This window comes from Shewanella sp. SR43-8 (genome assembly GCF_014163775.1).
Lineage (GTDB): Bacteria > Pseudomonadota > Gammaproteobacteria > Enterobacterales > Shewanellaceae > Shewanella > Shewanella vesiculosa.
This window is the reverse complement of the sequence record NZ_JACJDX010000003.1, coordinates 65,970-91,596: the sequence shown is the minus strand read 5'-3', so window position 1 is coordinate 91,596 and position 25,627 is coordinate 65,970. Positions and strand designations below refer to the sequence as shown.

The following is a 25,627-nucleotide window of genomic DNA, read 5'->3' as shown; positions in this document are numbered from 1 at the left end:
ATTGACATATTATGTCTGTGAGTAAAGGTAGCATCTAGACATAATATGTCAAGCGCTATCTGGTCCAATTAAAAAAGATTAATTACTTCATTTTCTGACCAAGCTGCTAAATGGTAGTAATACAGCTGCAGTGAACCAATTTCGTTCACTTTGATCTTGTCTATATCGGCATAAAAATGCTTAGGGAATTCAAATGAACCATGGATAAGCCCAGGAGTAAGCCATTCTTCTGGCACCGGAATATTATCGATGGCGGCTAATCGCTGTTGTGGATTTTTGCCCATCTTACTGCCGATACTCCAACCCCATTCCCCAAAGCTCGGCACATTATGATGATACTGTTTTACATTAAATCCTGCTGCAGTAAGGGTTTTTCCCACCGATATAAACGCTTTTGGCGCATGATAAGGTGACGTTGACTGCACAGTGATCACGCCATCTGCACTGAGTAATTCATTGAGCTTGCGATAAAATAAATCTGAATACAATTTATTTAAGTCTGGGTGGCTTGGGTCAGGTAAATCGACAATGATGGCATCAAATATTTGACCTTTTTGGATCAGCTTATCAACCCCGTTAAATGCATCATCGACCATTAAGGTTAAGCGTGGATCGTTTAACGCATCGCCATTTAATGCTAATAATGCATCGCTTAAGCGCTTGGGCATATCTGCTGGTGGCGATTTAAATAAGGCTAATAGGTCTTTATCCAAATCCATTAAAGTAACGGCTTTAGGTTGCCATTTGAGCACTTGTTTTAATCCTAGGCCATCACCACCGCCAATAATTAACACATTATCGTGCCGTGCGCTGGCTGCTAATGTTGGGTGAACTAAAAAGCTGTGATAGATGTGTTCGTCGCTGCTCGAAAATTGCAAACGGCCATTGATGTATAAATTATAAACTGGCGGTAAACCACCTCCGCGCAGACGCTCAGTAAAATTGAGTTGCTGGAAGCGCGTTGCTTTGGCATACACCACATGATCTTTATATAACAGGTTATTAAAATGCTGTTCCCAGCTAGGGCCTTTAACGGCCAATAAGCCAATCACCACACTGGCAATAATATGGCCTATGAGTAGCAATTTAACATGATTGATTTTCGACCAGAAACGCCAAATAAAGATTAGCCCTGCGATGAGGTTAACACTGGCGGTGAGTGCAGCAGCCAGTTGAATATCTATGGCCAACATAAAGCCGACCCAAATAGCGGCACCTATGCCCGCACCAATGTAATCGGCACCATATATGGTGCCGGCATTATGCAGTAAGTGTGCTTCAGACAAAGATTGCCGAACGCGAGCAATCAGCGGTATTTCCATGCCAATCATTAACCCCAGCAGTACGCCCCAAACATAGGGTAGGTATGCGCTAAGGGTTTGCAAACTTGCAATAAAGCCACCATTAGGTAGGTGATCCGGCGGCAGCCCTAAAGTATTGGCGATGGTTAATGGCAGTTGTTGACCAAAGCCAATTACGGCCGCGGTAACGATAATCGCAAATGAGCCACACAGTGCTACGGTTAATTCGAGCATAGCAAAGCCAGTGAAAGCGCATTTAATTTTCCGTGCAGCAAAGGCTCCCACACCCATAGACACAATCATCAAGCCTATCATGGTGTAAATAGCTGCTTCTAGTGCGCCAAGAATTCGGCCCGCATAGTGAGATAATAGATATTCATAAATGAGACCACATCCCGCCAACGAGGCCATGATGCCGAGTAATAAGGCATCATCAAACCACGATACTTGACGGGATGGAGGGGAACTTTGCTGTGAGCCCCCTGGTGTAGTGTTAGCGGGAAGTTCATCGAGCAAAGGTGTTGTCATAAATTAAGCCATTAACGCCGTAAGAATAAGAGCCACGGCAATACTAATCGCCATTTCAACGGCTGCGATACCGATGTTTTGTTGTTTTTCGACTTCCTCGGCAAGATTAATACCGGCCAATACCAGTTTTTTTACCACGGTTATCAATAGCGATAATACCACCAACATAATCAGTGAAAATACGCACCAACCAATAATGTTACTGACGTGAGCCGTTGGATTGTATGCAATGAAATGGCTTGCGGCGTTAAAGCTTAACGCCATGGCAATCATGTAACCGCTATGACGCAATGCTAATGCCGTTTGGCCTTGGGTTAAGGCTTGTTGCATTGAGGCACCTTGATTACGTTGAGCGTAACGTTTTTCGCGCAGTCTGGTGAGAATAACTAACATTAATTGGGAGATTAAGAAGGCGCTGAAAATAGCGATAAAGGTATCGATGGTAATATCTTCTGCCCACATTAATACTGCGCGGATAATAATGGCAGTGGCAATAGCCGCCGCCGCATCAACCACAGCCACAGAGACATTACCTTTGAGAATTTCAGCGTTTTTCGCAAATTCATTTAAGGCGATTTTGTCGTGTAAAAAACGACCCAATTTAATCAGTATTAAACCAAATAAGCCGTAAGCCGACATGCCAATCGCTTCGGTTAAATAAGACGGTGCAGCCTCGCCGGTTATGGCGCCTGTAAGCACAATGCCTAATGCTGCGATTGCACCTGCTGTACTAATACCAAAGGCGAAATTGTCACGTTCTGCTAGCTCGGCACTGCTGTTAACTTTAACACTCCAGCCTTGCAAGTAACGCATTAGCGTCAGTAAAACGATAGCGATGGTTAAATCAATGGCTAAGATAATCGCCAAATGTTGAGTTAAGCCATATTCTTGAAAAAATGTCATGGTGAGTCCTTACCTATTTTCCACGGCTAACACCGCGACTAGTGCGGCTGCTTGAGTTACGGAAACTGCTGTCTTTTGAATAGCTCGAACGAAATTTTCTACTCGCGCTCTGAGTGGTACTACTGGCTTTAGGTGCGCTAGCACTTTGACGCGACAAGCTTGTAGAACCTGTTCGAGTTTTTGCATAAGGGCTGTCAAATCGCTTCCCCTGGCTGTCAAAACGTTTCTTGGTTTGTTCAAAGGTTTTTGCTTGCGAAGTGGCTTGTTTTGGTGAGGTATAACGGTAACGTCCTACATCATTATAATAACTGTAACCACGGTTACCCGACCAACGGTCATAACTTGTTGGACGAGTAAAGTTAGAAAACATCGCATACATGCCATACCAAGCCCAAATCGATGTGCCACTTGAATTGTTTTGCCAGCTACCATAAGCAGGATTACCCACTAGCTGGCTGCCTGCACCACCAACGTCGGTTCCATTCGCGAGCGCTTCGGCTTCACGGCTGATTGCATTGACTCTGGCCAGTTGGCCATTAGACATATCAGCGACAACATTGACTGGATCAGACAGCATATCATTATACAAACTGCTGTCTGCAGCTTGATAAACATTTTGGGCTTCTGCCAGTTGCTGGTCTAAATCAATAAAGTTAGCGCTATCGTTTAAGTCTTTATAACGACGCGTTAATGACTGAAACATTGGACCTTCAGTGCCGGCATCTTTTGCCAACTCTTCGAGTAAAGGTGTTAAGTCTGATTGGCGCTGAGCGAGAATACTGGTGTATTGTTTAAGTAACGTCGCATTACGCAGCTGATTGTTGTCGAGTGAACTGGCCAACAGATCAAGACGTTGTTGAGTCAGTTGCTGGTACTTAGCAATTTGTTCCGGTCGGTCGTCACCGCAGCCGCTAAGGGCTAACGTGGCAAACAATACCGTTATCAATATGAGTACACGGGGGAGGTGACCTACCATGTTTTCTCCAAAATGTAGATTTTTCATGTGCTAATTCAATATGACACAGGTTATAGTAATCTGGGTATCAATGATATTAATCTGATCATTTTACTGACCAATAGGTATACCATTCACGACATAATATGTCCAACGTTCATTTTCTTTAGGGATCATTATTGCCATGCAAAACCAAGGTAACAAGGTATTATCTGCCGCTATGTTAGACAGCGCAGATCGTTACTGGTTAAGACTCTGCGACAGTTGGCCTGAGGCTAAAACCGCACTGCCCCCCTCGCAGCAGCAAGAGCTAAAAGTCGTATTTGGCTTGAGTGATTATATCGCTGAGCAACTTTGTCGTCATCCAGAATGGATTGTGCAGTTATTTGATGGCCTATTAGATGATGTGGTGCGCAGTGATTTTGATGCTCAGTTACATTCGCTGTTAGTTGAGTTAACTCAAGAAGAGCAGGTTAAGTCAGCCTTACGTTGTTATCGTAATCTACAAATGGTGCGTTTAGCATGGCGTGATTTTTTAAATTACACCCCAGTAGAAGAATCTCTACTCGACTTATCTGCACTGGCCGAAGCATTGGTTATTGCTGGACGAGATTGGTTATATCAAGAAATGTGTCAGCAATATGGTACCCCCATGAGTGCCGAAGGTAAGCCCCAACCTTTATTAATTTTAGGTATGGGTAAACTGGGTGGCCGTGAACTTAATTTTTCATCTGACATTGATTTAATTTTTACCTTTCCAGAGCATGGTGACACGGTAGGTGGAAGACGTACTCAGGCCAATCAACAATTCTTTATTCGCATGGGCCAACGCTTGGTAAATTTACTCGACCAAGTGACGGTTGATGGATTTGTATTTCGTGTTGATATGCGTTTACGGCCTTACGGAGAAAGTGGTCCGTTAGTCGTCAGTTTCAGTGGTCTAGAAGATTATTACCAAGAACAAGGTCGCGATTGGGAACGCTACGCCATGGTTAAAGCTCGCGTATTGGGCCCTTGGTCTGGCTATTGTGACGAGCTACATGATTTATTACGCCCATTTGTATATCGCCGTTATATTGATTTTTCTGCGATTGAATCACTGCGTAAAATGAAGCAACTTATTGCTCAAGAAGTTAGGCGTCGCCAGTTAACCGATAACATTAAGTTGGGCGCGGGAGGGATCCGCGAGGTCGAATTCGTAGTGCAAAGTTTTCAGTTGATCCGTGGCGGCCGCGAACCCGCATTGCGGCAACAAAGTTTATTTGGTGCCATTGATACCTTGTACAGCCTTGGGCAGTTGGAATATTTAGCGGTTGATGAGCTTAAACATAGCTATATTCTTTTGCGTCGGGTGGAGAATTTATTACAAGCTATCGATGATAAACAAACACAAACTCTGCCCAACAATGAGCTTGATTGGCAGCGGCTATGTTATCCATTAGATGTTGAAAACGAAACAGAACTTCGTCAAAAAATTAATACTGCGATGGCTACCATTCACGGCCATTTTAATGCCACGGTCGGTGGCACTGACAGTCACGAACAGAATGATCATTGGACATCATTATTTTGGAATGTGCAGCAAGATGAAGACGCTAATGCCTTGCTGCAAGAACAACAAATCGATGATAGCGAATTATGGCCGTTATTAAGTGAATGGCATCAAACGGTGTCAAAACGTTCTATCGGACCTCGAGGGCGTGAAACCTTAGACAAATTAATGCCTAAATTACTCGAGGAATTGGTTAACCAGGCAAAACCGAGTCAAGCTTTTAAGCCCGTTGCCAACGTGCTAGATAAAATATTAACTCGAACCACTTACCTTGAGCTTTTATGTGAAAACCCGGGTGCTAGGCAACAATTAGTCAGTTTATGTTGTGCAAGCCCCTGGATTGCGCGTGAGCTAGCTAATTTTCCTATGTTGCTCGATGAGCTTATTGACCCGTCGCAACTGTATGACATCACTTCGATTGATGATTATCCGAGCGAATTACGTCAATATTTATTACGAGTACCAGAAGATGACATGGAGCAGCAAATGGAAGCGCTGCGCCAGTTTAAATTGTCTCAACAACTCAAGATTGCTGCGGCCGATGTCACAGGCGTTTTACCTGTCATGCAGGTCAGCGATCATTTAACCTTTTTAGCCGAAGCAATTATTGAGCAAGTCGTGCTGCAAGCTTGGCATCAGGTGGCGTCTCGCCATGGCTCGCCTGAGGGAACAAGCCCAAGTAATATGGGGTTTGCAGTGATTGGGTACGGTAAGCTTGGTGGTATTGAACTGGGTTATGGTTCTGATTTAGATTTGGTTTTCTTACACGGTCACAGCGGTTCTGGCAGTACAGATGGCGAACGATCTATTGATAATGGCCATTTTTACCTAAAGCTTGCTCAGCGTGTGGTGCATTTATTTGCTACCCGCACCACGTCTGGAGAATTATATGAAGTTGATATGCGTTTACGCCCATCGGGTGCATCAGGCTTATTAGTTAGTGAAATAGAGCATTTTGGTGCTTATTTGCAGCAAGAGGCTTGGACCTGGGAGCATCAAGCTTTAGTGCGCGCTCGTTTTGTGTTTGGTGATTATTCACTTGCGGGTCGTTTTAGTGAACTACGTGCGCAAGTGTTGCAAATTGAGCGCGATAAAGTGGAGTTGGCTAAAGCTGTTAGGGATATGCGCACAAAAATGCGCGAGCATTTACTTCAAGCAGAAGCAACAATATTTGATTTAAAACAGAGCGCAGGTGGTATTGCGGACATTGAATTTATAGCCCAGTATTTAGTCTTAGCCTATGCGCATCAATATCACGAGTTAACTATTTGGTCTGATAATGTGCGCATTTTTGAAGTGTTAGCAGAGTTGGAATTATTGCCGGTAATGCAAGCTCAGCATTTAACTCAAACTTACTGTTGGCTTCGTGATGAGAATCATGAACTGACCTTACAGCAATTGCCCGGTAAATTACCGCAGCAAAGCGTGCAACCCAAAACTGATAGCGTCATTGAAATTTATAATAATATTTTACACATTTGATACTAAATGAAGTGGTTAAGATCGATATTTAGTTCTATAACTGTCTTATAGAACTGGTGTTATTTGATTAAGTTGGACTTTTAATGCTTCTGGCTCCGATACCTGAAAATGAGCATACTCGACTCGAAACGCTTCGAGGATTAAACATGCTCGATACCGCAGCTGAAGATCGCTTTGATCGTGTCACTCGGCTAGCAAAACGCTTATTTTCAGTATCGATTAGCGTGATAAGTTTAATTGATGCCGATCGTCAATGGTTTAAATCCTCACAAGGATTAGATGTATGCGAAACCCAACGTGATATTTCTTTTTGTGGTCACGCCATTAATCAGCATGGCATTTTCATTGTACCTGATGCGCTAAAAGATCAGCGTTTTGCCGACAACCCACTGGTACTCGGGCCACCTAATGTTCGATTTTATGCCGGTTATCCATTAACTATGCCTAATGGCGTGATAGTCGGAACCTTGTGTATTATTGATGACAAGCCGAGGTCCTTTTCTAAAGATGATGAAGCAACTTTAGAAGATCTTGGCAATATTGTTATAGATGAGCTGTTATCGATTAAGCAAAATACTTTGGATGCGTTAACGGGTATTTTTAATCGTCGCGGCTTTGAGTTACTTTCTCATAGAACAATGGCCCGCAGTGATAAGCTCGGCTTTAACACCTGTCTGATTTTTTTAGATTTAAATGATTTTAAATCAATTAATGACACATTTGGTCATGAAGAAGGAGATAACGCATTAAAAATCTTTGCCCGTTTATTAGTCAGCAGTTTTCGTGGTTCAGATATTATTGCTCGATTTGCTGGTGATGAATTTGTGGTATTGCTGAGTCAAACTGATGAAACTATTGTCAACGATGTATTACACAGGTTCCAGCAGTCTGTTGAGCAGCATAACCAGCACAATGCTAAACCTTACCAATTAACTTACAGCAAAGGTGTAGTGCATCGACAAGCAAATCAGGCGTTATCCTTGTATGAATATTTGGTGACTGTCGATAAAGCCATGTTTGTTGACAAAGCAAAACATCACCAGAAAAACGAAACGGTAATTAAATAGCCTGTTACTCATGAATGATGCTGAATTACTCGCCGATAATGGATATATCCTTGTGCTTAATCCTAGTAAAAGCTGATGTCCTGTCACTACTATTATTTTTCATTTCAACTTACTCAATTATTAATTTATCTACACTCAGCAGATTACCTCTATTGATAGCTTAGCCTAATATCGAGTGAACGATAACGAATAAATTGCAATTAAAATCAACACTTTATTTTAAAGTGCTGTCTCAAGCGATGCCAGCATAGCCAAGCCAATATTGGCATAGGGTATTGTCGCCTTAACGGCTTCTTTTTGCGGCAATTTGATAAGTTGGCGTAGCATTGAATACACACGCAGAAGAATAATAAATCCAAGCGCAATAACAGACGGCATTTAGTGATCGCTAAATGACTTTTTTTGCCTTGTCATGCCCTCTGCTATTCCTAGTATGAGCATTAACAAAGTGGATAAGGTTTTACAGGTCGCCTTAGGGACTTTTAAATCTGACTTGATTAATCCTGCACTTAAACCGAGTACAAAAAAGCCATCATAGTACTAAGTATGTTATCGCTTCTATCTGTTATAAACTATGGTGATGCTGCCTTGTAGTCATAACAAAGTGAAATATTTTAAATCAAAATGGCGCAGTAATATTGAATAAATCTAGGCTGTTATAGTTATTAATAGCAGATCTGTGAAGTACTGATCTATTAAGTATTGCTGGCGTATAGTATCGTTGAATAAGAACATAGCAATATTAATAGTAGAGCCTGTAATGAAAAATGAAATTGATATTCATCGTGCGTTAAAAGTGTTTAACAAAGTCACTCAATATGGCGAAAAACGTGCGCTTGAAGATGGTCTTAGTGGCCATGATTATTGGTTGTGTGGTATCAGTGCCCAAACGGATCACGATGGCTACACCATTACCTTGTCTGATGCTCAAGTTAGTTTAACGGTGTTTTTTCACAATAAGTATCAGTTCGAATATCCTACCAATGATGCGCTCGATAATTTTTTACGTCGATTTAATGACGTTGAAAATTTCCAAGCATCTTGAGTAAAGCATTAGGGTTATTAAGCACTCATAACCTTGCATCACATACTTTACGCCCATTGTTGCATTTCGATTAGGCGACTGTAAGTGCGTCTAAATTCAAATTGTAATGCCCCATCAATGTATAAATCTTCCAAGCTAAACCTGCTATTGAGGATTAACATCACTTTTTGATCGTATAGTTCATCAACTAAACTAATAAAGCGTCTGGTTGGATCATCCTCACTGGCATAGGACAGTTGTCGCTCGCCTGTGATGGTTGCTAGTGAACCATCTTCGGTGCCACGCGCTCTAATCCAGCTTCGTAGTTCTCCGCCTAATATCGGTACATCGCTGAGTAAGATATGGCTAAATTGTCCCGCGAGTTCAATATAATCTAATGCTGATCGTGGGCCTTGGCACAAGGCTGAAAAGGTAAACCAAGCAAGCTGGCCGTGTATAGCCATAATGGCAATGTCTCTATGGCATACCTCAATTGAATGTGGCAGGTTTTTGAGACTCGCATGAGGTTGTGGGTATTGTTGACATAATTGTTGAAAAACAACCTTGGGCGCCATTGATGATGGCTGTTTTAGCCAAGGTGGTGTAGTCGTTAATATGTTGGCGTTAGCGTGTAAACGATGATCAATTTGACCATTTAAATGGATTGATTCGGTATATTGTAGAAGCAGATCAATAGTGGGTAAAAAACGATCGCGCTGTAATCCGTTTTTATACAAGTCAACAATCGGCACATTTGACGTTGCAACTAAGGTCACTTCTGACTGAAATAATGTCTCAAATAATCGCCCAAGTAAAATGGCATCACCGATATCAGATACAAAAAATTCATCGAAGCAAATGACAGAATATTTGGCTGCAATTTGCTTAGCAATATGAGCTAATGGATCGCGGATCCCCGATGTTTGATTTAATTGCTGATGGAGCATAGCCATAAAACGATGAAAATGAAGACGTAATACGGTTTTATTTACTTCAGACTGCGGGTTATATAGGTACTGCTCAGACAAACTTTGATAAAACAGATCCATCAGAAAGGTTTTCCCACGACCAACATCTCCCCACAAATATAAACCGCGGTTTTTTTTGTTAATCGATAGACATTGCTGATAGAGCGAATCTAAGGCGAGTACTGCTTGCTGTTGCGCAGGATCATCAAGCATGTTTTGTTTAATGCGCTGCTGATAGGCTTGTAATGGCGACATAACACTTAAGCTAAATTGTTGAGCTGAGTAGTATACCATTAACTGTTGCCTTTATTATGGTGCGTATTTCCTTTAAGCTCTTGTGACAAAAGTAACAATCTATTAACTCTGAGCGTGAACCCTGAGTATTAATCCTAACAAGGACCCAGACATGAATCATAAAAATAAGGGGATGACCTACATTGGTGCGGATATGACATTAGAAGGTAATGTACGTATTCAAGGTCCTGCAATGGTTGCTGGCCACACTAAAGGTACTATTAACTCTACTGATCAAATCAAAATTGAGCTGGGAGGCGTGATTGAGGGTGACGTTTTTTGCCAAGAGATGCGCGTGTCAGGATTATTTAAAGGCAAGTTACATTGCAATAAGTTAATTATTGTCAGCTCGGGTATTGTAGAAGGTGAAGTGTCGAGTCATCAGATGGAAATTTATGATGGCGGTCAATTCATCGGTATGCGCACTAAAGGTCCTGATGCATCGCAGTTACCACAAGCTGAAGCAGAGCAATCATCACATCAACAGGCGCAGCAGGCTAGTGTTACTCATTCGGTTTTTTCTGGGCGTAAATTCACTTATGCCGCAGTTGCGACTATTTTGATTATTGCCGGCACAATATTACAGCCAACCATTAGCTCGGCATTAAATCGTGGTCAAATATTGTCATCTGACAACAATCAAGCCAGCGTAGAGCAATACTCACAATCAACTGCAACAGCAGAAGATGCTGAGGTATTATTTCAAAATATAGATCAACAGACTTCATTTGTCGATCAAGCTGAAGCATTGATAGGGGCTGGTCAAAGTGATATTAATGTGGCGATGGAAGATTTACATGAACTCGCTAAAACCAGTGAGGCTATGGGGGATAGCCAAACAGCGAGTGACGATGTCGAACAAATCGAGCCAGCGTTTGGCACGCCAGATAAGTAAGCATCTTTTTATTAAACCCATAAAAAAATGGTTTTATTAACCACAGTGTTTAGTGGAGTAATAAAACCATTTTATGCTGTTTTGATACAGCCAAATATTTTTATATTACTTATGGATTAATGCGAGTTGGCATACCTGTACGTTGCTCTAGCAATCGCTTTAATATAAATGAGTCAGTTTGTGGGTGAGCAACAAAGCGAGTGGTTTCTTTATCAAATGATAATGCTACTGGCTCAGTCGAATCAAACTCAGCTTGAGTGCGTGATAGCGGCTGATGAACTTCTAAATAACGATTACCATCAGGTTCTTCAGTCGCTTTAATGGGTTGGTTAATAAATTCAACACGAGTACCTACTGGCACGGTATTAAATAAATGTTCAATATCTTCATCGCGTAAACGAACACAACCAGAACTGACGCGTAAACCAATACCAAAGGTGGCGTTAGTGCCATGGATTGCATATAAGTTACCCACATACAGTGCGAACAAACCCATTGGATTATCAGCGCCTGCAGGCCATACTGCTGGTAATGTCACTCCTTTTGCTTCGTAAGATTTACGGATATTAGCAGTTGGTGTCCACGTTGGGTTTGCGCGTTTACGTTGAATGGTTGTTACCCACTTTTCCGGAGTGTCTTTACCTATTTGGCCAATACCAATAGGCAATACTTCAACAATATCTTTTCCTTTTGGGAAATAATATAAACGCATTTCAGCGCTGTTTATCACTACGCCTTCACGTTTAGTGTTCGGCAAAATTAGCTGATGTGGGATTAATAAAGTGCTACCGGCTTTGGGTAAAAAAGGATCCACGCCAGGGTTTGCTTCTAATAAGTTAGTTAATCCGAGCTGAAATTTTGAGGCGATTTGTTCTAGGGTTAACTTGCCCTCAGGAACAACATAGTATTGATTTTCACCGACTAAATTGCTGCCTTTAGCAGGTAGACGATATTCAACAGCAGCACTCGAAAAACTGAGTACCATAGCCGTTGCTGCAATTAAAGTAGTGCGTAACGAATTCATCATAAGCGTTATATCATTCCAAAAACAGACGTTATACCAGTCAGACTACAATATCTTACCAAGTTTGACTATTTTGTACTGGTCATTAGTACATATTATTAGCGCGCATCCTCACTTATTACGCTTAATATTTCAACTGATTTTTTCCTGTTTCGTTATTTAAATCTTAAACGTTTAGTAAGCTGATGTAAGTTGTCTGGAGCGGTTGGCAACTGATGTTCTTTTAGCGCTAACTTATAACCTATTTGAGTGTCTATTTTGTGGAAGAATGACTCTTGAAATGGATTATTTAAAAGACTTAAGCTTATGGGTATTTTATGCAATCGGCCTTAACACCGTAAGCGATGATGCACACTTTCAGCCTCTTTAATTAACGACGCTGGGTTACGCTCCTATCGCATCTAAAAATATGTATTTGGATTTTTGCCTATATAGCTATCTCAGTATTTACCGAGGAAAATTGCAGTAAAAGATGTCCTCGATGAATCCCCAAAGTACGTACAAGACGACAGTAAAACCAGATTCTAGTGAACATTTATTTAAATTAATGTTTATTTTTAATTTATATATCAATTGGTTATTTTTTTACTCTGCTTATTCCTCATCAAAATAAATTGTTGCACTTTTAGTTAGCATGCTAACCAGTTATAATGCTTAGCATGCTAACTAAGTGGTGACTTCATATGATTTCTACAGAATTAGAGCGATTAAAAGAGCTACATCTTGCTGAGCAACTCGGCCGGTTACATCGATTATGGCGCACTGTCGCAGATGTTGAATTAATTCCTTTAGGCTTAACTCATCCTCGCTGGACCGCGCTGTGGAAGCTATTACGCTTGGGCGATAACGTCAGTCAAAAAGTACTCGCCGATGCGTTAGAAATAGAATTGCCATCATTAATGCGCACTTTGGGGCAATTAGAAGAACATGGATATGTTAAAAGGCGTTGTTGCGATACTGATAAGCGAGCACGAATTGTCAGTTTGACCCCTCAGGGAACCGACATTCTGAAGCAAATAGAAACACGGATTATGCAAATCCGTGCTGAATTACTCAATGGCATTAGTCATCAAGAATTAAATGAATTTGAACGTGTGATCAGTCTGATTAGTGCTAATGCTATGGCTAAGCTTAATCAGTCTGATGACCCTTTTAGTGAGAAGTAACATGACTCCAGATCAACAATTTGCCCGTCTCGTTAAAATATCGATTGCGATGTTTGTATTCGTATTCGGTTACTTTATGTTTGCCGATGCTGTCATGCCAATGACGCCACAAGCTATGGCAACACGGATGGTCACCAAGGTAACACCACAAGTCAGTGGAAAAATAGCCTCTATTAAGGTCGCAAATAACCAATTTGTGGCCGAAGGTGATGTGTTGTTTAGTATCGATTCAGCCTCTTATGAGTTAGCGGTTGAGCGAGCAACATTAGCCTTAGAGCAAGCAAAACAAGATAATGCAGAACTCGATGCATCGATATTAGCCGCCAAAGCCGACGTGCAGGCAAATCAAAGTAATGCACAGCAAAAAAGCAGTGAGGCAAAGCGTATTGATGCTCTTTATTCCACACGCGGTGTATCGCAGCAGTTAGCCGATCAAGCTCAAAATGATGCCGCAACCGCCGAAGCTAACTTACTTGCCGCTAAAGCTCGCTTAACTAAGTTAATCGTTAGTCGTGGGTTTAACGGCGCGGATAATTTAAAAGTTCGCCAAGCTCAAAATCATTTAGCTCAAGCCGAGTTAGACTTGTCATATACTCAAATTCGCGCAGATCAAAATGGGGTTGTCACTAACTTACAGTTGGAAGTCGGTAGCTTTGCTACAGTCGGTCAGCCTTTATTAGCACTCGTATCAGAAAACGTTGATATTATTGCTGATTTCAGAGAGAAAAGTTTACAAGGTATTGAGCCACAATCAATTGCGCTGGTTTCATTTGATGGCCAACCTGGCCATTTATACTCGGCTAAAGTGAGTTCCGTTGATGCAGGTGTGAGTGCCGGACAATTTGATGCCAATGGCCGCTTGGCAGATCCCCAAGAGTCGGTGCGATGGGTCCGTGATGCCCAGCGCTTACGTTTACATTTAGAGCTCGATCAACAAGCCGTTAGCCTATTGCCTGCAGGGGCTCGCGCCACGGTGCAATTGGTGCCCAATAGCAGTTTTCTCGGTTTTTTGGCTAAGGTACAAATTAAAGTCATTAGTGTGCTGCACTATATTTATTAAATGAAGCATTAACTTCAATCATCATTTCCCTAATCCATACTTATAGCTGGTTACCACTTTTTAGTGTTGACTGAACAAACCATTTATTAGAGTGGGTGATTTAGGGTGCCGTATTCTCTCCAATGCGAAGGTATTTTACATGTTGCTACGCCACAGTCCTTTGACTACAAACGATTTACGTCAATGCCTTCGCATTGCAACAGGCGCAACGCTTGGGTTTGCTATTTGTAAATTTTTCGACCTAAGTTATGGAGTATTTTTTACCGTAACCCCAATGTTACTGTTGGGTTTAGTACCAGTGATGAATGCCCATGCAATGCGACAACTATTAGCATCATCGGTGATGGCTGGAATTGAGGTGGGTATTCTAGGTGGTTTATTTGGTACTCATCCAGGCATGATCTTGCCAATTGTGTTTATACTTTTTCTGTATCGATTTGCGGCAATGTCACGAGGCAGTTTGTTTTTGTTCGGCGCTAACGGGGTGATCAGCTTAAGCATTATGCTGCACTTTGCCAGTTATCCGAGTGTCGATATTAATAATCTTATTTTTAATAATTTTTGGGCGACGGCAGCATCTGTCATCATTGCTTACGCTATGACCGCTCTTTGGCCAGATGTTGAACCACGTCCGCCAATGGCACCGGTTGCTAAAGCGTCTAATCGTATGCGTCATGAAGCATTACTCGGTGCATCAATTGCGACAGCATCATTTGTGGTTTTTCAGGTATTTAACTTGCGAGACTCTATGTCAGCTCAAGCCACCACCTTATTATTGTTATTCCCCATGCATTGGAATGGTGCACTCGGCTATGCCCGCAAGCGTGCTATCGGTACCCTGCTTGGAGTGACCTTTGGTTTACTAGGGCAAGGGTTACTTTATGATTGGTCTGGGCAACTGATTTTTGTCATACCGCTATTGTGGATAGGCTTAATGTTATTTAGCCAAGTGCATGTGAGAGAGGCGAGTGGCTCAGGAGTGGGGTTTGGCGCCATGACCACATTAGGCATACTATTTGGCCAATATTTAACCCCCAATAACGATCTAGTATTTAGTGCTTTGTATCGAGTCAGTAGTATTCTAGTGGCAATAGTGGCAACTTTATTATTGTGTTATTTAGTGCATCGCTTATTGAATCAATTTGCAGCGACTCGATTTGGTTGAACGATAGATGTGTGCGGTAAATCGATCTAATTTGAGTATATTCGTTTATCGATATTATTCAGTAGTTAATTGATGATTTTAGCTGCAGCGTGCGGTTAGTTTTATAGACATAATTACTATAGACATTTGTTATATAAATGCTAATAGTAATGGATGGTATATAAAAAGGACTTAACATAATGAAACAAAATACTATTATTTTTAGCTTAATATTGAGCTTTCTCGCTTTCGCCCCATTTAAAAGCCAAGCAAATCAATTGCCTGAGTGTAATACTTCTGAATGTATTGAATACTTTAAAGCCTATCGAATTTTAACTAAACGAGGCCATTCCTCAGCGATGGCCATGTTAGCTGAATTCTATTATACCGGTTATGGTACCGATAAAGATTTAGACATGGCGTTAAAATGGTACCGACGTGCAGGTAAATATGGCGTACTGGATGCAAAATATAAAGCGGGCGTTTTGTATTTACAAGATACTCCTTTGAAAGATATCGATGAAGGTGTTGAGTTTTTAAAGTACGCATCAAAGATGGGCCACTCTCAATCATCGTATTTATTGGGTAAAATGTATTTAGGTGGTGGCATGGTAGAACAAGATTTGGCACTTGCAGATCAATACCTTGCTAGAGCTTATGAAGAAAATAATCTTGCCGCCAGAAATTATGGGCAAGTACTTTATCTGCATGAATCTACTAAAGATTTACCTCTTAGCAATCTTTATGCTTTAATTTCAAAAGATGTTGTCACGTTAACCCCTGAGAAAACGGGTTCAAATGAGCAAACTGCAGCGATCATTTTTCCTCAAGGTGAAATGGAAACCATTGACGTACAAATGGATACATTTGAAGACATGTTTGGCTCGCATATCACACAGTTGAACCACATGATCCCTGACACTTCAAAAGGCACTGGATCTAATATAGCCGGACAAACATGTGCAAAAATGTGGGGATGTAGTAGTGAAGGTGACGGTCAACGAATCCAGGATGCCATGTTATCTGATTGGGGCTTAGAAACACTTCAATTCAGACTTGAAGGTTCAATATTTATTATAAAATAATAGCTGAGCTAAATAGAATAATTAGTTTCAATGACAAACGCGTTATGTTGCTAGTATGACTAATGACAGAGCAATTGCAGGTTGTCGTTAATGTCATAATTAACACATCAACAAGCAGTTTGATCAGCGTTTATCTAACGTTGATATAAAAAAGTGACTCGTTTTGCATAAGCAAGAGTCACTTTTTTATTTTACAAACGTCATAATGAATATGTTTTGCAATAGATTATTGCCAGCCAATTTTCCACTGTTGCGGATCTTTAAGGTTGCGCCAGTCAATAGCAAACTCTTGTGCATTCATTTCTGCCCTTATGATGCATTCAATGACGTTTTGCTGCTCGTCATATTCCACTTTACTGATGCTAAAATGCTTCAGTTTCTGAACCACGTTCACCTTGGTCCATTTGCTATTGAGTAATTTCTTAGGATTAATTGGGTTCATATTCGTTTTAGTTCTCCTATTCTCAGTATTTCGATGCCCATATTAATATTCATGTTATGACTCAAGACGTTCCTAATCAGTACTGGTGTTAATCATTGTGAGAGTGACTAACTAATAACTGCTGCAATTGGCTTAGATCATTGATAATAATATCGGCGAGATGTTGATATTCGCTATCAACTCCATGATTAATAAAACAAGCTATCATGCCGGCATTGTTAGCTGCCTGAATATCATATAAATAGTCGCCGACATAGATAATATGTTGCGGTGAAATTTGCCATTGAGTTGCTATCGCTAGCAGTGCATCCGGGGCCGGTTTTGCTGGATAATCTTCTCTGGTCAATACGTGATTGATGGCGATATTATTCTGTTTTACTTTCATTGCACTGGCGGCAAGGCTATTACGAGTCACTATAGCAGTGGGGAGTTTTGCCGCTTCAATAGCATTAATCAGCTCTGCCATGCCTTTAATCGGTTTGGCATTGATTGCATCTTGGTATTCATGATCAAGGATAATCTGATTGGCGCTGGCTTGAGTGTCTTTACAGCTTAACTCGTCGACATATTTAAGGAGATCGATACTATCAGGACAACCAATTTGCTGACGAATTAAGTTAAAGTCTAAACTGGATTCAACTAAGGTACCGTCTAAGTCAAAAATAATACCTTTAATTTGCATTGGTAAATTCAATTAATACCCTTATCTAATTTATATTTATCGGTTAAATTGCATTGAGTGTAACTCAATTAAAAACGGACCTTGTTGTTTTTGTGCCACTAAAAAGCCAACCCGATCAATGTCATTAAAATCTAATGCTGGTGCATTTGCAACCTTACGTCCCCTGAAGTTAACGGTAAAATCAGCAGGGATAAAAGTATGTTGCGTTAGCGTATTTGGGCGAGTGGTAAAATTCGCTACATACGCTTCACCATACGATAAGTTGGGTGATTTTAGGCGTATTTGATAGGTTTTACCATCGCCTTTAACTGTGAGACTAAGCTCTGATTGATCGATAATTGGATGCTTATAATTCGACTCTATCGATGCGAACCCGCCATTGTTTTCCAATGACACAGACCCTGTAAATAACAACACTTGCTGGTTAATTTCAACTTTGCTTTGTGAAATACCGCCCATTACAGTGTCATTATTGATTAACCATTTTGTAAAGTGACTCGGATCAGTAAAATGAAATAACATATTATCCTCACTGGCACTCCATGCGGGTTGGCCAAAGATTAGTAAAATTCCTGCGACAGTTCGAATACCTATTGGTACTTTTCGGCTATTATGCCCGTCCTGTGTATTGAGTAATACCATCATATACTCCTATTCATCATCGTTCGATATATCGCTCCAAAGGCCATAAAAAAATGGCTTATCAGGGTGAGGGATAAGCCATAAAGGGTCTTACGGAGGATAATGTTACTTACTGCATCGGGTCTTGCTACATGGGGTCTAACGTATCGGGCTTTGGTCTATCAGGTGTCATCTAACGGTATAACTATTATTTATTACGCGTGCTATTCAATTTAGGTTCACTTATTTTGCCGTTCTTTTTCAATGCCAGATCCTTCCCATCTGGGGGAGAGTTATATTCGACAAGTTGGGATCTTGTCAGTACCCTTGGTACAGGTTTTATTAAGTGGCTATTTATCTTCGATGATGAGCAATCATATCAACAGATGATAGACCTGAGGGACAAGATATTTTGGACGTAAACGGTGGGTTATCGACTCAGTCAGCCGCGCTTACCTTTAGTGTGGTAAGCATTAATTTATTTAATTTTATTGAACCGCCTTATGCTTTTTATGATTTTGAAAATATCTATAGTGATAAACAGTGGCAAAAAAAGTGTACTTGGTTAAGTGATTTTATTAACCAATCTCAAGCTGACATTATTGCTTTTCAAGAAGTATTTAGTCCCGATGCCTTAGCTGTGCTGACTAAGTCTCTGGGGTATGAATATTTTGTGGCACTAGATTTACCTGAAGTGGTGAGTGACTATGTGTATCGAAGTCCAGTCGTGGCGATTGCATCTAAGTATCCTATTATCGATTCGGTTAATGTCATGCCAGATCCGCAATGGGTCAATCAATTGGGTTTAGCTGAGTCATTTAGTTTTAGCCGTAAACCACTTCGAGCAACCATACAGTTACCTATTTTTGGGCCATGTGATTGTTATGTGATTCATCTTAAATCTAAACGTAGCGGTGTCAGTCGCGACGATATCAGTGAAAGTGGTTTACATGGTGGTGCAGATTTTGTTGCAAGGCAAGTGCTTGGGCGCTGGGCATCGAGTTTACAGCGAGGCAGTGAATCGGCATTGTTGTGCCATCAAATGTTAATGAGACGACAACAAAGTCAGCAACCTTTTATGTTGATGGGGGACTTTAATGACACTATGGGGAGTGAACTCTTAGCCGCGTTTAATAATCAATTACGAGTGTTTCGCAGTGATATTGAAGACCCTGGGCTGGCTAAGTTAGGCGAAACGTCATTGATGGCTGAATTACACCAAAGCAGTTTGTTTGACAGCTATGAGTTGTTTATTGCCGCCACCAAGTGTAATGCGACCTTGGCCCAAGATGAGTTTGAATCAAGCGCATTAGTTGATGAGCAACCCCATCCGATCAGACAGCCGACACATTACTATGGCAACAGTGGTTCTGTGCTTGATTACATATTAGTATCGAGTGAGTTTAATCCAACTCAGCAACAAAATCTTGCTCATATAATTGATTATAAAACGTTTGATCGCCATCTCGTTCGACCTGACTATGAACGCGATAGTGACAGTACAGACCATGCACCTGTGATGATGAGTTTTAGCGTACGCAGTTAATGATATTTATTATGTAATTTATCAAATGCTATAAAATCCACAGGCTCAGTATAGAGTTGTTTTATTGAGCTAATAAAAAAGCGCTGATATTTATCAGCGCTTGTTTGTATTCACCCCATGGCTTCATCATTAAATGACTAATCCATTGATTGTTATTACGACTAGAGTAGCGGTTACTGCAATAGCAGTTTTATTTTTACGCAGCGCTGCTCTTCTTGACGGGTTTCAAGTAGGGCGCGGCGCGCGAGTTGTGATAAACCTGTTTGCGTATCTAGGACATCACTAATTGCATTAATGTTGCTTGCACTGCACTGCGTCGGGATCAGTGCCGCGGCAAAACTACGCATAAATACTGGTCCTTTATCGTCCATTAACGGTAGGTTAGCAAAGCGTTGTTCTGCGGTCGCCGCACTTAATAGCTTTTGCTCCGCAGGATAGAGGTTAAACATCGCAATACGGATCTTAGAGAAAGGCATAGTGTCATTATTCTCAATGGTATTTAACCATTGGCGTTTAAGCGCTGATTGCGGACGGATGGCTTCAGCTGCAATGGCTGCTTTTTCGCCCGAGTCAGATTGATCAAGATGTTTTTCTTGAGCAAGTAACGCTTGAGCGTCACCATAATCATAGCGGTTTAACTGGCGGATCATGGCCCAGCGCAAGTCTTGATCTATGCTTAACCCTTTAATATGGCTTTTACTTTGCAGTAAAGATTGAATATGTTTTAACGCCTCGCCGTGACTAGACAGGCTAATATAGGCATCGAACCAACGGCGTTGGAAGTCTCGGTTACGGTAGCTTTCCATGCTCATACGCAAGCTCATTTGGCTTAATGCCTTTGAGATTTTGCTGTTGTAACTTGCATGCATGGGCGCCATAAGATCAAGATAGTTTTTGGCTTGCTGAAGATTACCAAGCACTTGACCTAATATGGTGTAATCTTTTTCCAGTGGTGCATTAATTAATGCGATATTTAAGAACTGCTCCATTGATGTATTACCATCAATGACGCTGTCCCACATACTTTGCCACAACATTGAGCGTAGTAACGGATCGCTCACTTGGCCTAGAGACTGCTTAGCGGTATTAAATGAACTCGTGTCTAACTCAACTTTTACAAATCCCCAGTCGTCATAGTTTGGATAGACTAAATCTGGGCAAACCTCACCGATTAACTGATCAACTTTGGTGTAAGCGCCTTTATAGGTAACCGCGATGACTTGTTGTTTTTCAAGTTCGTACCTGTTTTTGTTAAATAGCCCAATTTGAACACGTTGCTCGCGTAGTGTTGGAAATTGGCTATCTGCTGTTTGAACTAAAGCGAATGAGCTAATTTGTCCACCTTGGCAGGTGTACTGGGCTTTGATGGTATTGACCCCTGCGGCATACAACCATTCTTTGGTCCATTGGGATAAATCTCGACCACTGGCAGTAGCTAGGCTATTGATAAAGTCATTGAGCTCAGCATTTTGATAGCTATATTGTGTAAGATATTGGCTTACACCACGGCGAAAAATGTCTTCACCGAGCAAGTGACGTAATTGCTTAATGGTTGATGCGCCTTTTTGATAAGTAATGGCATCGATGTTATCAAAGGCATTTTTGCTGGTGGCCACAGGTACTTCAATAGGATGGGTCGTGACTAAGCTGTCTTGATGGTAAGCTGCTTGCTTACCTTTAGCATAAAAGCTACGCCATGCATTGCTAAACTCGGTTGCTTCGCTGGTAGCAAGGGTGCCCATAAACGAGGCAAAGCTTTCATTTAACCATAAGCCATTCCACCACTTCATTGTCACTAAGTCGCCAAACCATTGGTGAGCCATTTCGTGCATGATAACGCCGGCTAAGCGTTCTTTTTGTTCAGCTGTCATTGCGGCATTAAATAAGAAACGGTCTTCTGAAAAGGTAATTGCCCCAGCATTTTCCATTGCACCGTAAAGGAAGTCAGGCACCAATACTTGGTCGTATTTTTTAAACGGGTATGCAATACCAAAGTAGCGATCAAAAAAGTCTAACCCTTGTTTGGTGTAAGTAAACCAATCTTGTGGTGAAACTTGATCCGCTACTGATTGACGCGAAAACAAGCGCATTGGATAACGGCCTGAGTTGTCTTCCCAAACATGGTAAGGACCAGCGTGCATAGAAAAATTATAGGGGCTCAACTTAGGCGTGGCAGGGAAGGTCCATAAGTTGGTTTCACCTTGGTCGACGATATTGGTTTCACGCATTGCACTGATCACTTGCCAGTCTTTGGGGGCATGAACATTGATTTGATAGCTGGCTTTAAGGTCGGGTTGATCAAATACGGCAAACATTTGCTGAGCGGCAGCAGGTTCAAAATGCGAGTACAAGTAAACTTTACCGTCTACGGGATCGACAAAACGATGTAAGCCTTCACCATTGGTGCTGTGCTCGCGAGTAAACTCGACTTCTACGGTATTGTGGCCATCTACTAGTAGGCTTTGATTTAGTACAATATAAGCACCATTGTAATTAGGATATACCTTAGTACCGTTAATGATAAATTGTTTGATATTGGCTTTATTAAGGTCGAGCGTAAGCGCTTTTGGCACGCTGCTTAAGTCAAAGTTAACAACTGATTTTGCACTGAATTGACTATGTTCACTTAGAAAGAAGGTTAGCTCATATTGCGCATTTGATATCACACTGGATCTAGCTTGCGCTTGTTCTTGGCTAATGTAGGCTGAGCCATCCCGTTGAAAGGCGGTGGTGGATATTGAGCTACTGCAGCTAATAACGCTAGCACAACATAATGCGATGAGACTGGTTTTAATAACCCGAGGACTAAACAATTCAGTGGATAACAATTTCACGTTAGTGTTCCTAACTTATTATTAGATTAATGAAAAAGCCGACAACAATGTCGGCTTTAATGCTATAGGTTGTGACTTATAAACCTAAAAATGACTTTGATTTCATTTTACGGATTTCTTTTTCATCAGACCATTCAATTAAACCTGTTTCAAGATCCATTAAACGCATGGTCATCTTGTAATAAACGTCTTTGGTGCTGCCATCTTGTTTAACAATGCTCGACAAGTTGCCATAAAGCATATATTGCGCGCCAATTTGGCGACCAAATTTAATCGCAGTAGATGGATCGACCATGCCAGCGTTGTTTTGATAATCGAGTTGTTTGCGAACAGTATCAACCTTAGTCATATCAATAAAACGGAACTTACCAGAGCGTAATAGCTTGTTGCTAATGCTATCGGTTACCGATTCAGTATCAATATGCTCAGAAGTTTTATTCTTAATTTTATCCACAAATACAATCGGACGGTTGCTCTGTGTCATTACCACCACTGGTGGGAATGCCATCATGCTATCGACCATTTTAGCTGCAATAGCTTGAAGATCGGTGGAGCCGAAGTTCTCGTTAACGGTTTCAACTTCAGTAGCGTCGCCATACTCTACTTTAGATTGACAGGCGCTCAGCCCCATCACTGCTGCGAGTATCAATATCAGTTTCAAATTTTTCATAGTAAATTCCATTAGTGATGAGTGACAGTTGATATGTAATTATCGTTTATCAGATTATTATCGAATAAAAACGGGTACGATTTCCAGTCTCTATTGCCCAAATTAATGTTGTACGGTTTGCTGTTACGTCAATTTTTACATTTTTACTGTTATTTAGGTGAATATTATAGCTGCCAGCGTCGATAAATTGTCGGGCAATTTGAGCTTGTCGTGGTAGCGTGAGCCAGCTTCTGCGATCAGCTTGCTCAGTGATAACATTAAATATTTGCATCACCATCGCAGCAGCATCAACTTGATTATTGGCGCGTTGGTCACTGTTTTGTACGCTACGGTTCATTTGGTATTTAGCATAAACTCTTGCCGCTTGACGAAACAAGGCTGCGGGTAAATCTTCTTTTAATGCATTAATGGCTAACGCATCAATATTGGCAATGGCTTGCGCGGTCAGTGGCGCATCAAGCCCTTGAATTTGGTTATTATTCGCTAATGGATGTTGCGGCAAGTAAGTGGCTAATGAGGCCGATTGTATATTACCGTTGATGGGGAAAGGAACCGTAATACTTTGTTTTTCAGGTACAAAGCCTTTTTCAATAATAAAGATTACTTGCCCCTGACCCGCAGTGGGTAATGTCGCCTCTCCCCAGCGCCGTTTAAACTCATCATATTGAGGCATGCTCAATTGTTTGGCTAAACGGACCAAGTCTTGTTGGAGAAAAACATTATCTGGGGTAATTTGCGCCGCTTTTCGGTAATCAATAAAGGCATCGTTAGGTTCGTTAGCCAGTTCGTGCAATAACCCCGTGGTGTAATAACTGTAAGCATTGAGAAACGAACTCGTCACATTGCCAGCTTCTTTACCTAACCGCTCCACTTGATCATCGATGACGCCATTAGCCATATCTTGCACTGACTTTTGTGATTGTTGATAGCGAGCTTGCTCAAGGCTTTGCAGCTCATTGCTGCGGCGGACTTCTACTAATGCACCTTGAATATCGCCGCTGAATAAATAATTAAGCGCCTGATATTGATGTAGCATGATGCGCTCATAACCTGGACCTCGATATGGAATCGTATTATCGTTTAGTAACAGGCTGCTTGCACCTGCGCCTAACTTGCTGGCGCTAACGATGGCTTTGTCATCAAATCTTTGATAAGCATCAATGGCTTGTTGGTAGTAGGTTTTACTGCGAGTAAAATCGCCCGCAACTTGCATAATACGTCCCGATTCTTGGGCATAAAGTAAGCCATCATTACCGCTGATATTATTGGCTAAATCGGTGATGTTTGCTGCTGGAGTCTCGCTGTTGAGCTGTTGTTTAAATGGAGCAATTTGCGACGGGTAATTAACAAATACACTGTTAAAAGCGCAACCGGATAGGCTAAGGCTGAGAATTAACCCAATACAGAATGTTCTTAACATTGTGTCACCTGGATCTTGGTTGCCATCAGATTGACCCGTTCAAGTAAGGTTATGCCTTGTAAATGGTCATATTCATGTTGAAAAATACGGGCAACAAAACCCGTTAATGTTTGTTGATGTAACTGGCCATCTAGTGACTGGAATTGCACTTTAATTTCGCAATGTCGTGAAATCGATAGCCGCTGCCCTGGGATCGATAAACAGCCTTCAACCCCAACTTCAGTCGCAGCCGATGCGGTTAATATCTGTGGGTTTATGACCACAGTTGGAGCCATTAATGGGGCATCGGGATAACGTTCGTTGGGATTTGACGCCATAATAAACATGGCCGCTTTACTAAACACTTGCGTTGCCGCAATACCAACACCGTTTGCGTTTAGCATAGTGCTGAGCATATTATCAGCTAAAGTGCGTAACGCTTGGTCAAACACCGTCACGGGTTCAGCTTTTTGAGTCAGTATCTCTTCGCCTGTCGTGGCAATGCTGAGTAATGGCTTTAGCTGCATAAGTGACGGCTGTCCTTGTTGTTTGTGTTAATGACGATCGGCATTAATCTATTTTTCAAATCGTGATTGCTTCACATATAGCGACTTAAAAATGTTACAACTTACTCATAATATCTTCAATCTCACCCATAATTAACTGATTCTCGATGAGAGTCTAGCCACATAGTTGGGCGTCGAATCTATAGTGCGACTTATCATTTTTCCGAGAGATGTACTTTACTGTAAAGAGTTAGTAATGTGGCGGAGGTGTCTCTTCAGCTGGAGACGCCATGTTACTTGGCTCAATAGAATGCAGTTTATTTACCATTAATAGCATTTGCTGTTGTTGTCTGGCAACTAATGCATTGAGTTTTATCACTTCTTGGTTTAACTCTTCAATAGAGATATCTTGAAATGATAGTTTCATTTCAAGATCATCAATTTTTTGCAAAATGCTGTCCATGTAGACCTCTTATTAA

The 25,627-nt window shown here is 41.3% G+C and carries 24 protein-coding genes; 9 read left to right on the top strand and 15 right to left on the bottom strand.

Annotated elements, in window-relative coordinates; translation table 11 throughout:
• Positions 1-68: 68 nt before the first annotated feature.
• Genes H5114_RS04565 through H5114_RS04555 form a run of 3 tightly spaced genes read right to left on the bottom strand, consistent with a single transcriptional unit; the run spans position 69 to position 3,708 of the window.
• The gene (locus H5114_RS04565; RefSeq protein ID WP_259395232.1) at positions 69-1,829 is read right to left on the bottom strand and encodes a polyamine aminopropyltransferase; all 1,761 of its coding nucleotides are present in this window, start codon (positions 1,827-1,829) and stop codon (positions 69-71) included.
• 3 nt (positions 1,830-1,832) lie between these two features.
• Positions 1,833-2,732 (bottom strand): DUF350 domain-containing protein, encoded by a 900-nt coding sequence (locus H5114_RS04560; protein ID WP_182722330.1) that lies wholly within the window; start codon positions 2,730-2,732, stop codon positions 1,833-1,835.
• A gap of 13 nt (positions 2,733-2,745) precedes the next feature.
• A complete protein-coding gene (locus H5114_RS04555; protein WP_124018100.1) occupies positions 2,746-3,708 on the bottom strand; it encodes a hypothetical protein in 963 nt (320 codons plus the stop codon).
• 163 nt (positions 3,709-3,871) lie between these two features.
• On the opposite strand from H5114_RS04555, the gene glnE reads away from it, so the two are divergent.
• Positions 3,872-6,721, top strand: coding sequence for a bifunctional [glutamate--ammonia ligase]-adenylyl-L-tyrosine phosphorylase/[glutamate--ammonia-ligase] adenylyltransferase (gene glnE / locus H5114_RS04550; RefSeq protein WP_182722329.1), 2,850 nt, complete (start codon positions 3,872-3,874; stop codon positions 6,719-6,721).
• Between the two features lie 83 nt (positions 6,722-6,804).
• Entirely contained in the window at positions 6,805-7,788 is a 984-nt protein-coding gene (locus H5114_RS04545) for a sensor domain-containing diguanylate cyclase (RefSeq protein WP_182722328.1), read from the top strand.
• Positions 7,789-8,007: 219 nt separating this feature from the next.
• On the opposite strand, the gene H5114_RS04540 is transcribed toward H5114_RS04545, so the two are convergent.
• Entirely contained in the window at positions 8,008-8,166 is a 159-nt protein-coding gene (locus H5114_RS04540; protein ID WP_182722327.1) for a hypothetical protein, read from the bottom strand.
• On the bottom strand, positions 8,167-8,286 hold the full coding sequence (locus H5114_RS20710) for a sodium-dependent bicarbonate transport family permease (RefSeq protein WP_182722428.1): 120 nt from the start codon (positions 8,284-8,286) through the stop codon (positions 8,167-8,169). It abuts the gene before it with no gap.
• 262 nt (positions 8,287-8,548) lie between these two features.
• On the opposite strand from H5114_RS20710, the gene H5114_RS04530 reads away from it, so the two are divergent.
• Positions 8,549-8,833, top strand: a complete 285-nt coding sequence (locus tag H5114_RS04530) for a DUF3081 domain-containing protein (RefSeq protein WP_165870174.1) — start codon at positions 8,549-8,551, stop codon at positions 8,831-8,833.
• 47 nt (positions 8,834-8,880) lie between these two features.
• Here the strand turns inward: H5114_RS04530 and zapE are convergent, their stop codons facing one another.
• Positions 8,881-10,074 (bottom strand): cell division protein ZapE, encoded by a 1,194-nt coding sequence (gene zapE / locus H5114_RS04525; RefSeq protein ID WP_182722326.1) that lies wholly within the window; start codon positions 10,072-10,074, stop codon positions 8,881-8,883.
• A gap of 112 nt (positions 10,075-10,186) precedes the next feature.
• Between zapE and H5114_RS04520 the strand changes: the two genes are divergently transcribed.
• On the top strand, positions 10,187-10,969 hold the full coding sequence (locus tag H5114_RS04520) for a polymer-forming cytoskeletal protein (RefSeq protein ID WP_182722325.1): 783 nt from the start codon (positions 10,187-10,189) through the stop codon (positions 10,967-10,969).
• A 109-nt stretch (positions 10,970-11,078) separates the two neighbouring features.
• Here H5114_RS04520 and H5114_RS04515 read toward each other — a convergent pair whose 3' ends face one another.
• The gene (locus H5114_RS04515; protein ID WP_124018098.1) at positions 11,079-11,993 is read right to left on the bottom strand and encodes a L,D-transpeptidase family protein; all 915 of its coding nucleotides are present in this window, start codon (positions 11,991-11,993) and stop codon (positions 11,079-11,081) included.
• Positions 11,994-12,679: 686 nt separating this feature from the next.
• Here H5114_RS04515 and slyA point away from each other — a divergent pair.
• From slyA to H5114_RS04495, 4 genes are all read left to right on the top strand, one after another.
• Positions 12,680-13,159, top strand: a complete 480-nt coding sequence (gene slyA / locus H5114_RS04510) for a transcriptional regulator SlyA (protein ID WP_182722427.1) — start codon at positions 12,680-12,682, stop codon at positions 13,157-13,159.
• Between the two features lies 1 nt (position 13,160).
• Positions 13,161-14,219: an HlyD family secretion protein gene (locus H5114_RS04505; RefSeq protein WP_124018076.1), complete on the top strand. Its 1,059-nt coding sequence runs from the start codon at positions 13,161-13,163 to the stop codon at positions 14,217-14,219.
• A gap of 139 nt (positions 14,220-14,358) precedes the next feature.
• Entirely contained in the window at positions 14,359-15,384 is a 1,026-nt protein-coding gene (locus H5114_RS04500; RefSeq protein WP_182722324.1) for a DUF2955 domain-containing protein, read from the top strand.
• Positions 15,385-15,563: 179 nt separating this feature from the next.
• The gene (locus tag H5114_RS04495) at positions 15,564-16,448 is read left to right on the top strand and encodes a tetratricopeptide repeat protein (RefSeq protein ID WP_220492450.1); all 885 of its coding nucleotides are present in this window, start codon (positions 15,564-15,566) and stop codon (positions 16,446-16,448) included.
• Positions 16,449-16,674: 226 nt separating this feature from the next.
• Here the strand turns inward: H5114_RS04495 and H5114_RS04490 are convergent, their stop codons facing one another.
• From H5114_RS04490 to H5114_RS04480, 3 genes are all read right to left on the bottom strand, one after another.
• The gene (locus H5114_RS04490; RefSeq protein WP_182722323.1) at positions 16,675-16,890 is read right to left on the bottom strand and encodes a TIGR02450 family Trp-rich protein; all 216 of its coding nucleotides are present in this window, start codon (positions 16,888-16,890) and stop codon (positions 16,675-16,677) included.
• Positions 16,891-16,978: 88 nt separating this feature from the next.
• Positions 16,979-17,584 carry an HAD family hydrolase gene (locus H5114_RS04485; protein WP_124018072.1) on the bottom strand — a complete coding sequence of 202 codons (606 nt, stop codon included), beginning with the start codon at positions 17,582-17,584 and terminating at the stop codon, positions 16,979-16,981.
• Between the two features lie 24 nt (positions 17,585-17,608).
• The gene (locus H5114_RS04480; RefSeq protein WP_182696674.1) at positions 17,609-18,217 is read right to left on the bottom strand and encodes a CIA30 family protein; all 609 of its coding nucleotides are present in this window, start codon (positions 18,215-18,217) and stop codon (positions 17,609-17,611) included.
• Between the two features lie 388 nt (positions 18,218-18,605).
• On the opposite strand from H5114_RS04480, the gene H5114_RS04475 reads away from it, so the two are divergent.
• Positions 18,606-19,739, top strand: a complete 1,134-nt coding sequence (locus H5114_RS04475; protein ID WP_182722322.1) for an endonuclease/exonuclease/phosphatase family protein — start codon at positions 18,606-18,608, stop codon at positions 19,737-19,739.
• A gap of 173 nt (positions 19,740-19,912) precedes the next feature.
• On the opposite strand, the gene pepN is transcribed toward H5114_RS04475, so the two are convergent.
• The 5 genes from pepN to H5114_RS04450 form a co-directional block, all read right to left on the bottom strand.
• A complete protein-coding gene (gene pepN / locus H5114_RS04470; protein ID WP_182722321.1) occupies positions 19,913-22,573 on the bottom strand; it encodes an aminopeptidase N in 2,661 nt (886 codons plus the stop codon).
• Positions 22,574-22,649: 76 nt separating this feature from the next.
• On the bottom strand, positions 22,650-23,243 hold the full coding sequence (gene lpoB, locus H5114_RS04465; RefSeq protein ID WP_182696671.1) for a penicillin-binding protein activator LpoB: 594 nt from the start codon (positions 23,241-23,243) through the stop codon (positions 22,650-22,652).
• Between the two features lie 49 nt (positions 23,244-23,292).
• The gene (locus H5114_RS04460) at positions 23,293-24,663 is read right to left on the bottom strand and encodes a COG3014 family protein (protein WP_182722320.1); all 1,371 of its coding nucleotides are present in this window, start codon (positions 24,661-24,663) and stop codon (positions 23,293-23,295) included.
• Positions 24,657-25,169, bottom strand: coding sequence for a peptide deformylase (def, locus tag H5114_RS04455; RefSeq protein ID WP_182696669.1), 513 nt, complete (start codon positions 25,167-25,169; stop codon positions 24,657-24,659). The genes H5114_RS04460 and def overlap by 7 nt, the downstream gene beginning before the upstream one ends.
• A gap of 229 nt (positions 25,170-25,398) precedes the next feature.
• Positions 25,399-25,611: a SlyX family protein gene (locus H5114_RS04450; protein ID WP_124018065.1), complete on the bottom strand. Its 213-nt coding sequence runs from the start codon at positions 25,609-25,611 to the stop codon at positions 25,399-25,401.
• Positions 25,612-25,627 lie beyond the last annotated feature (16 nt).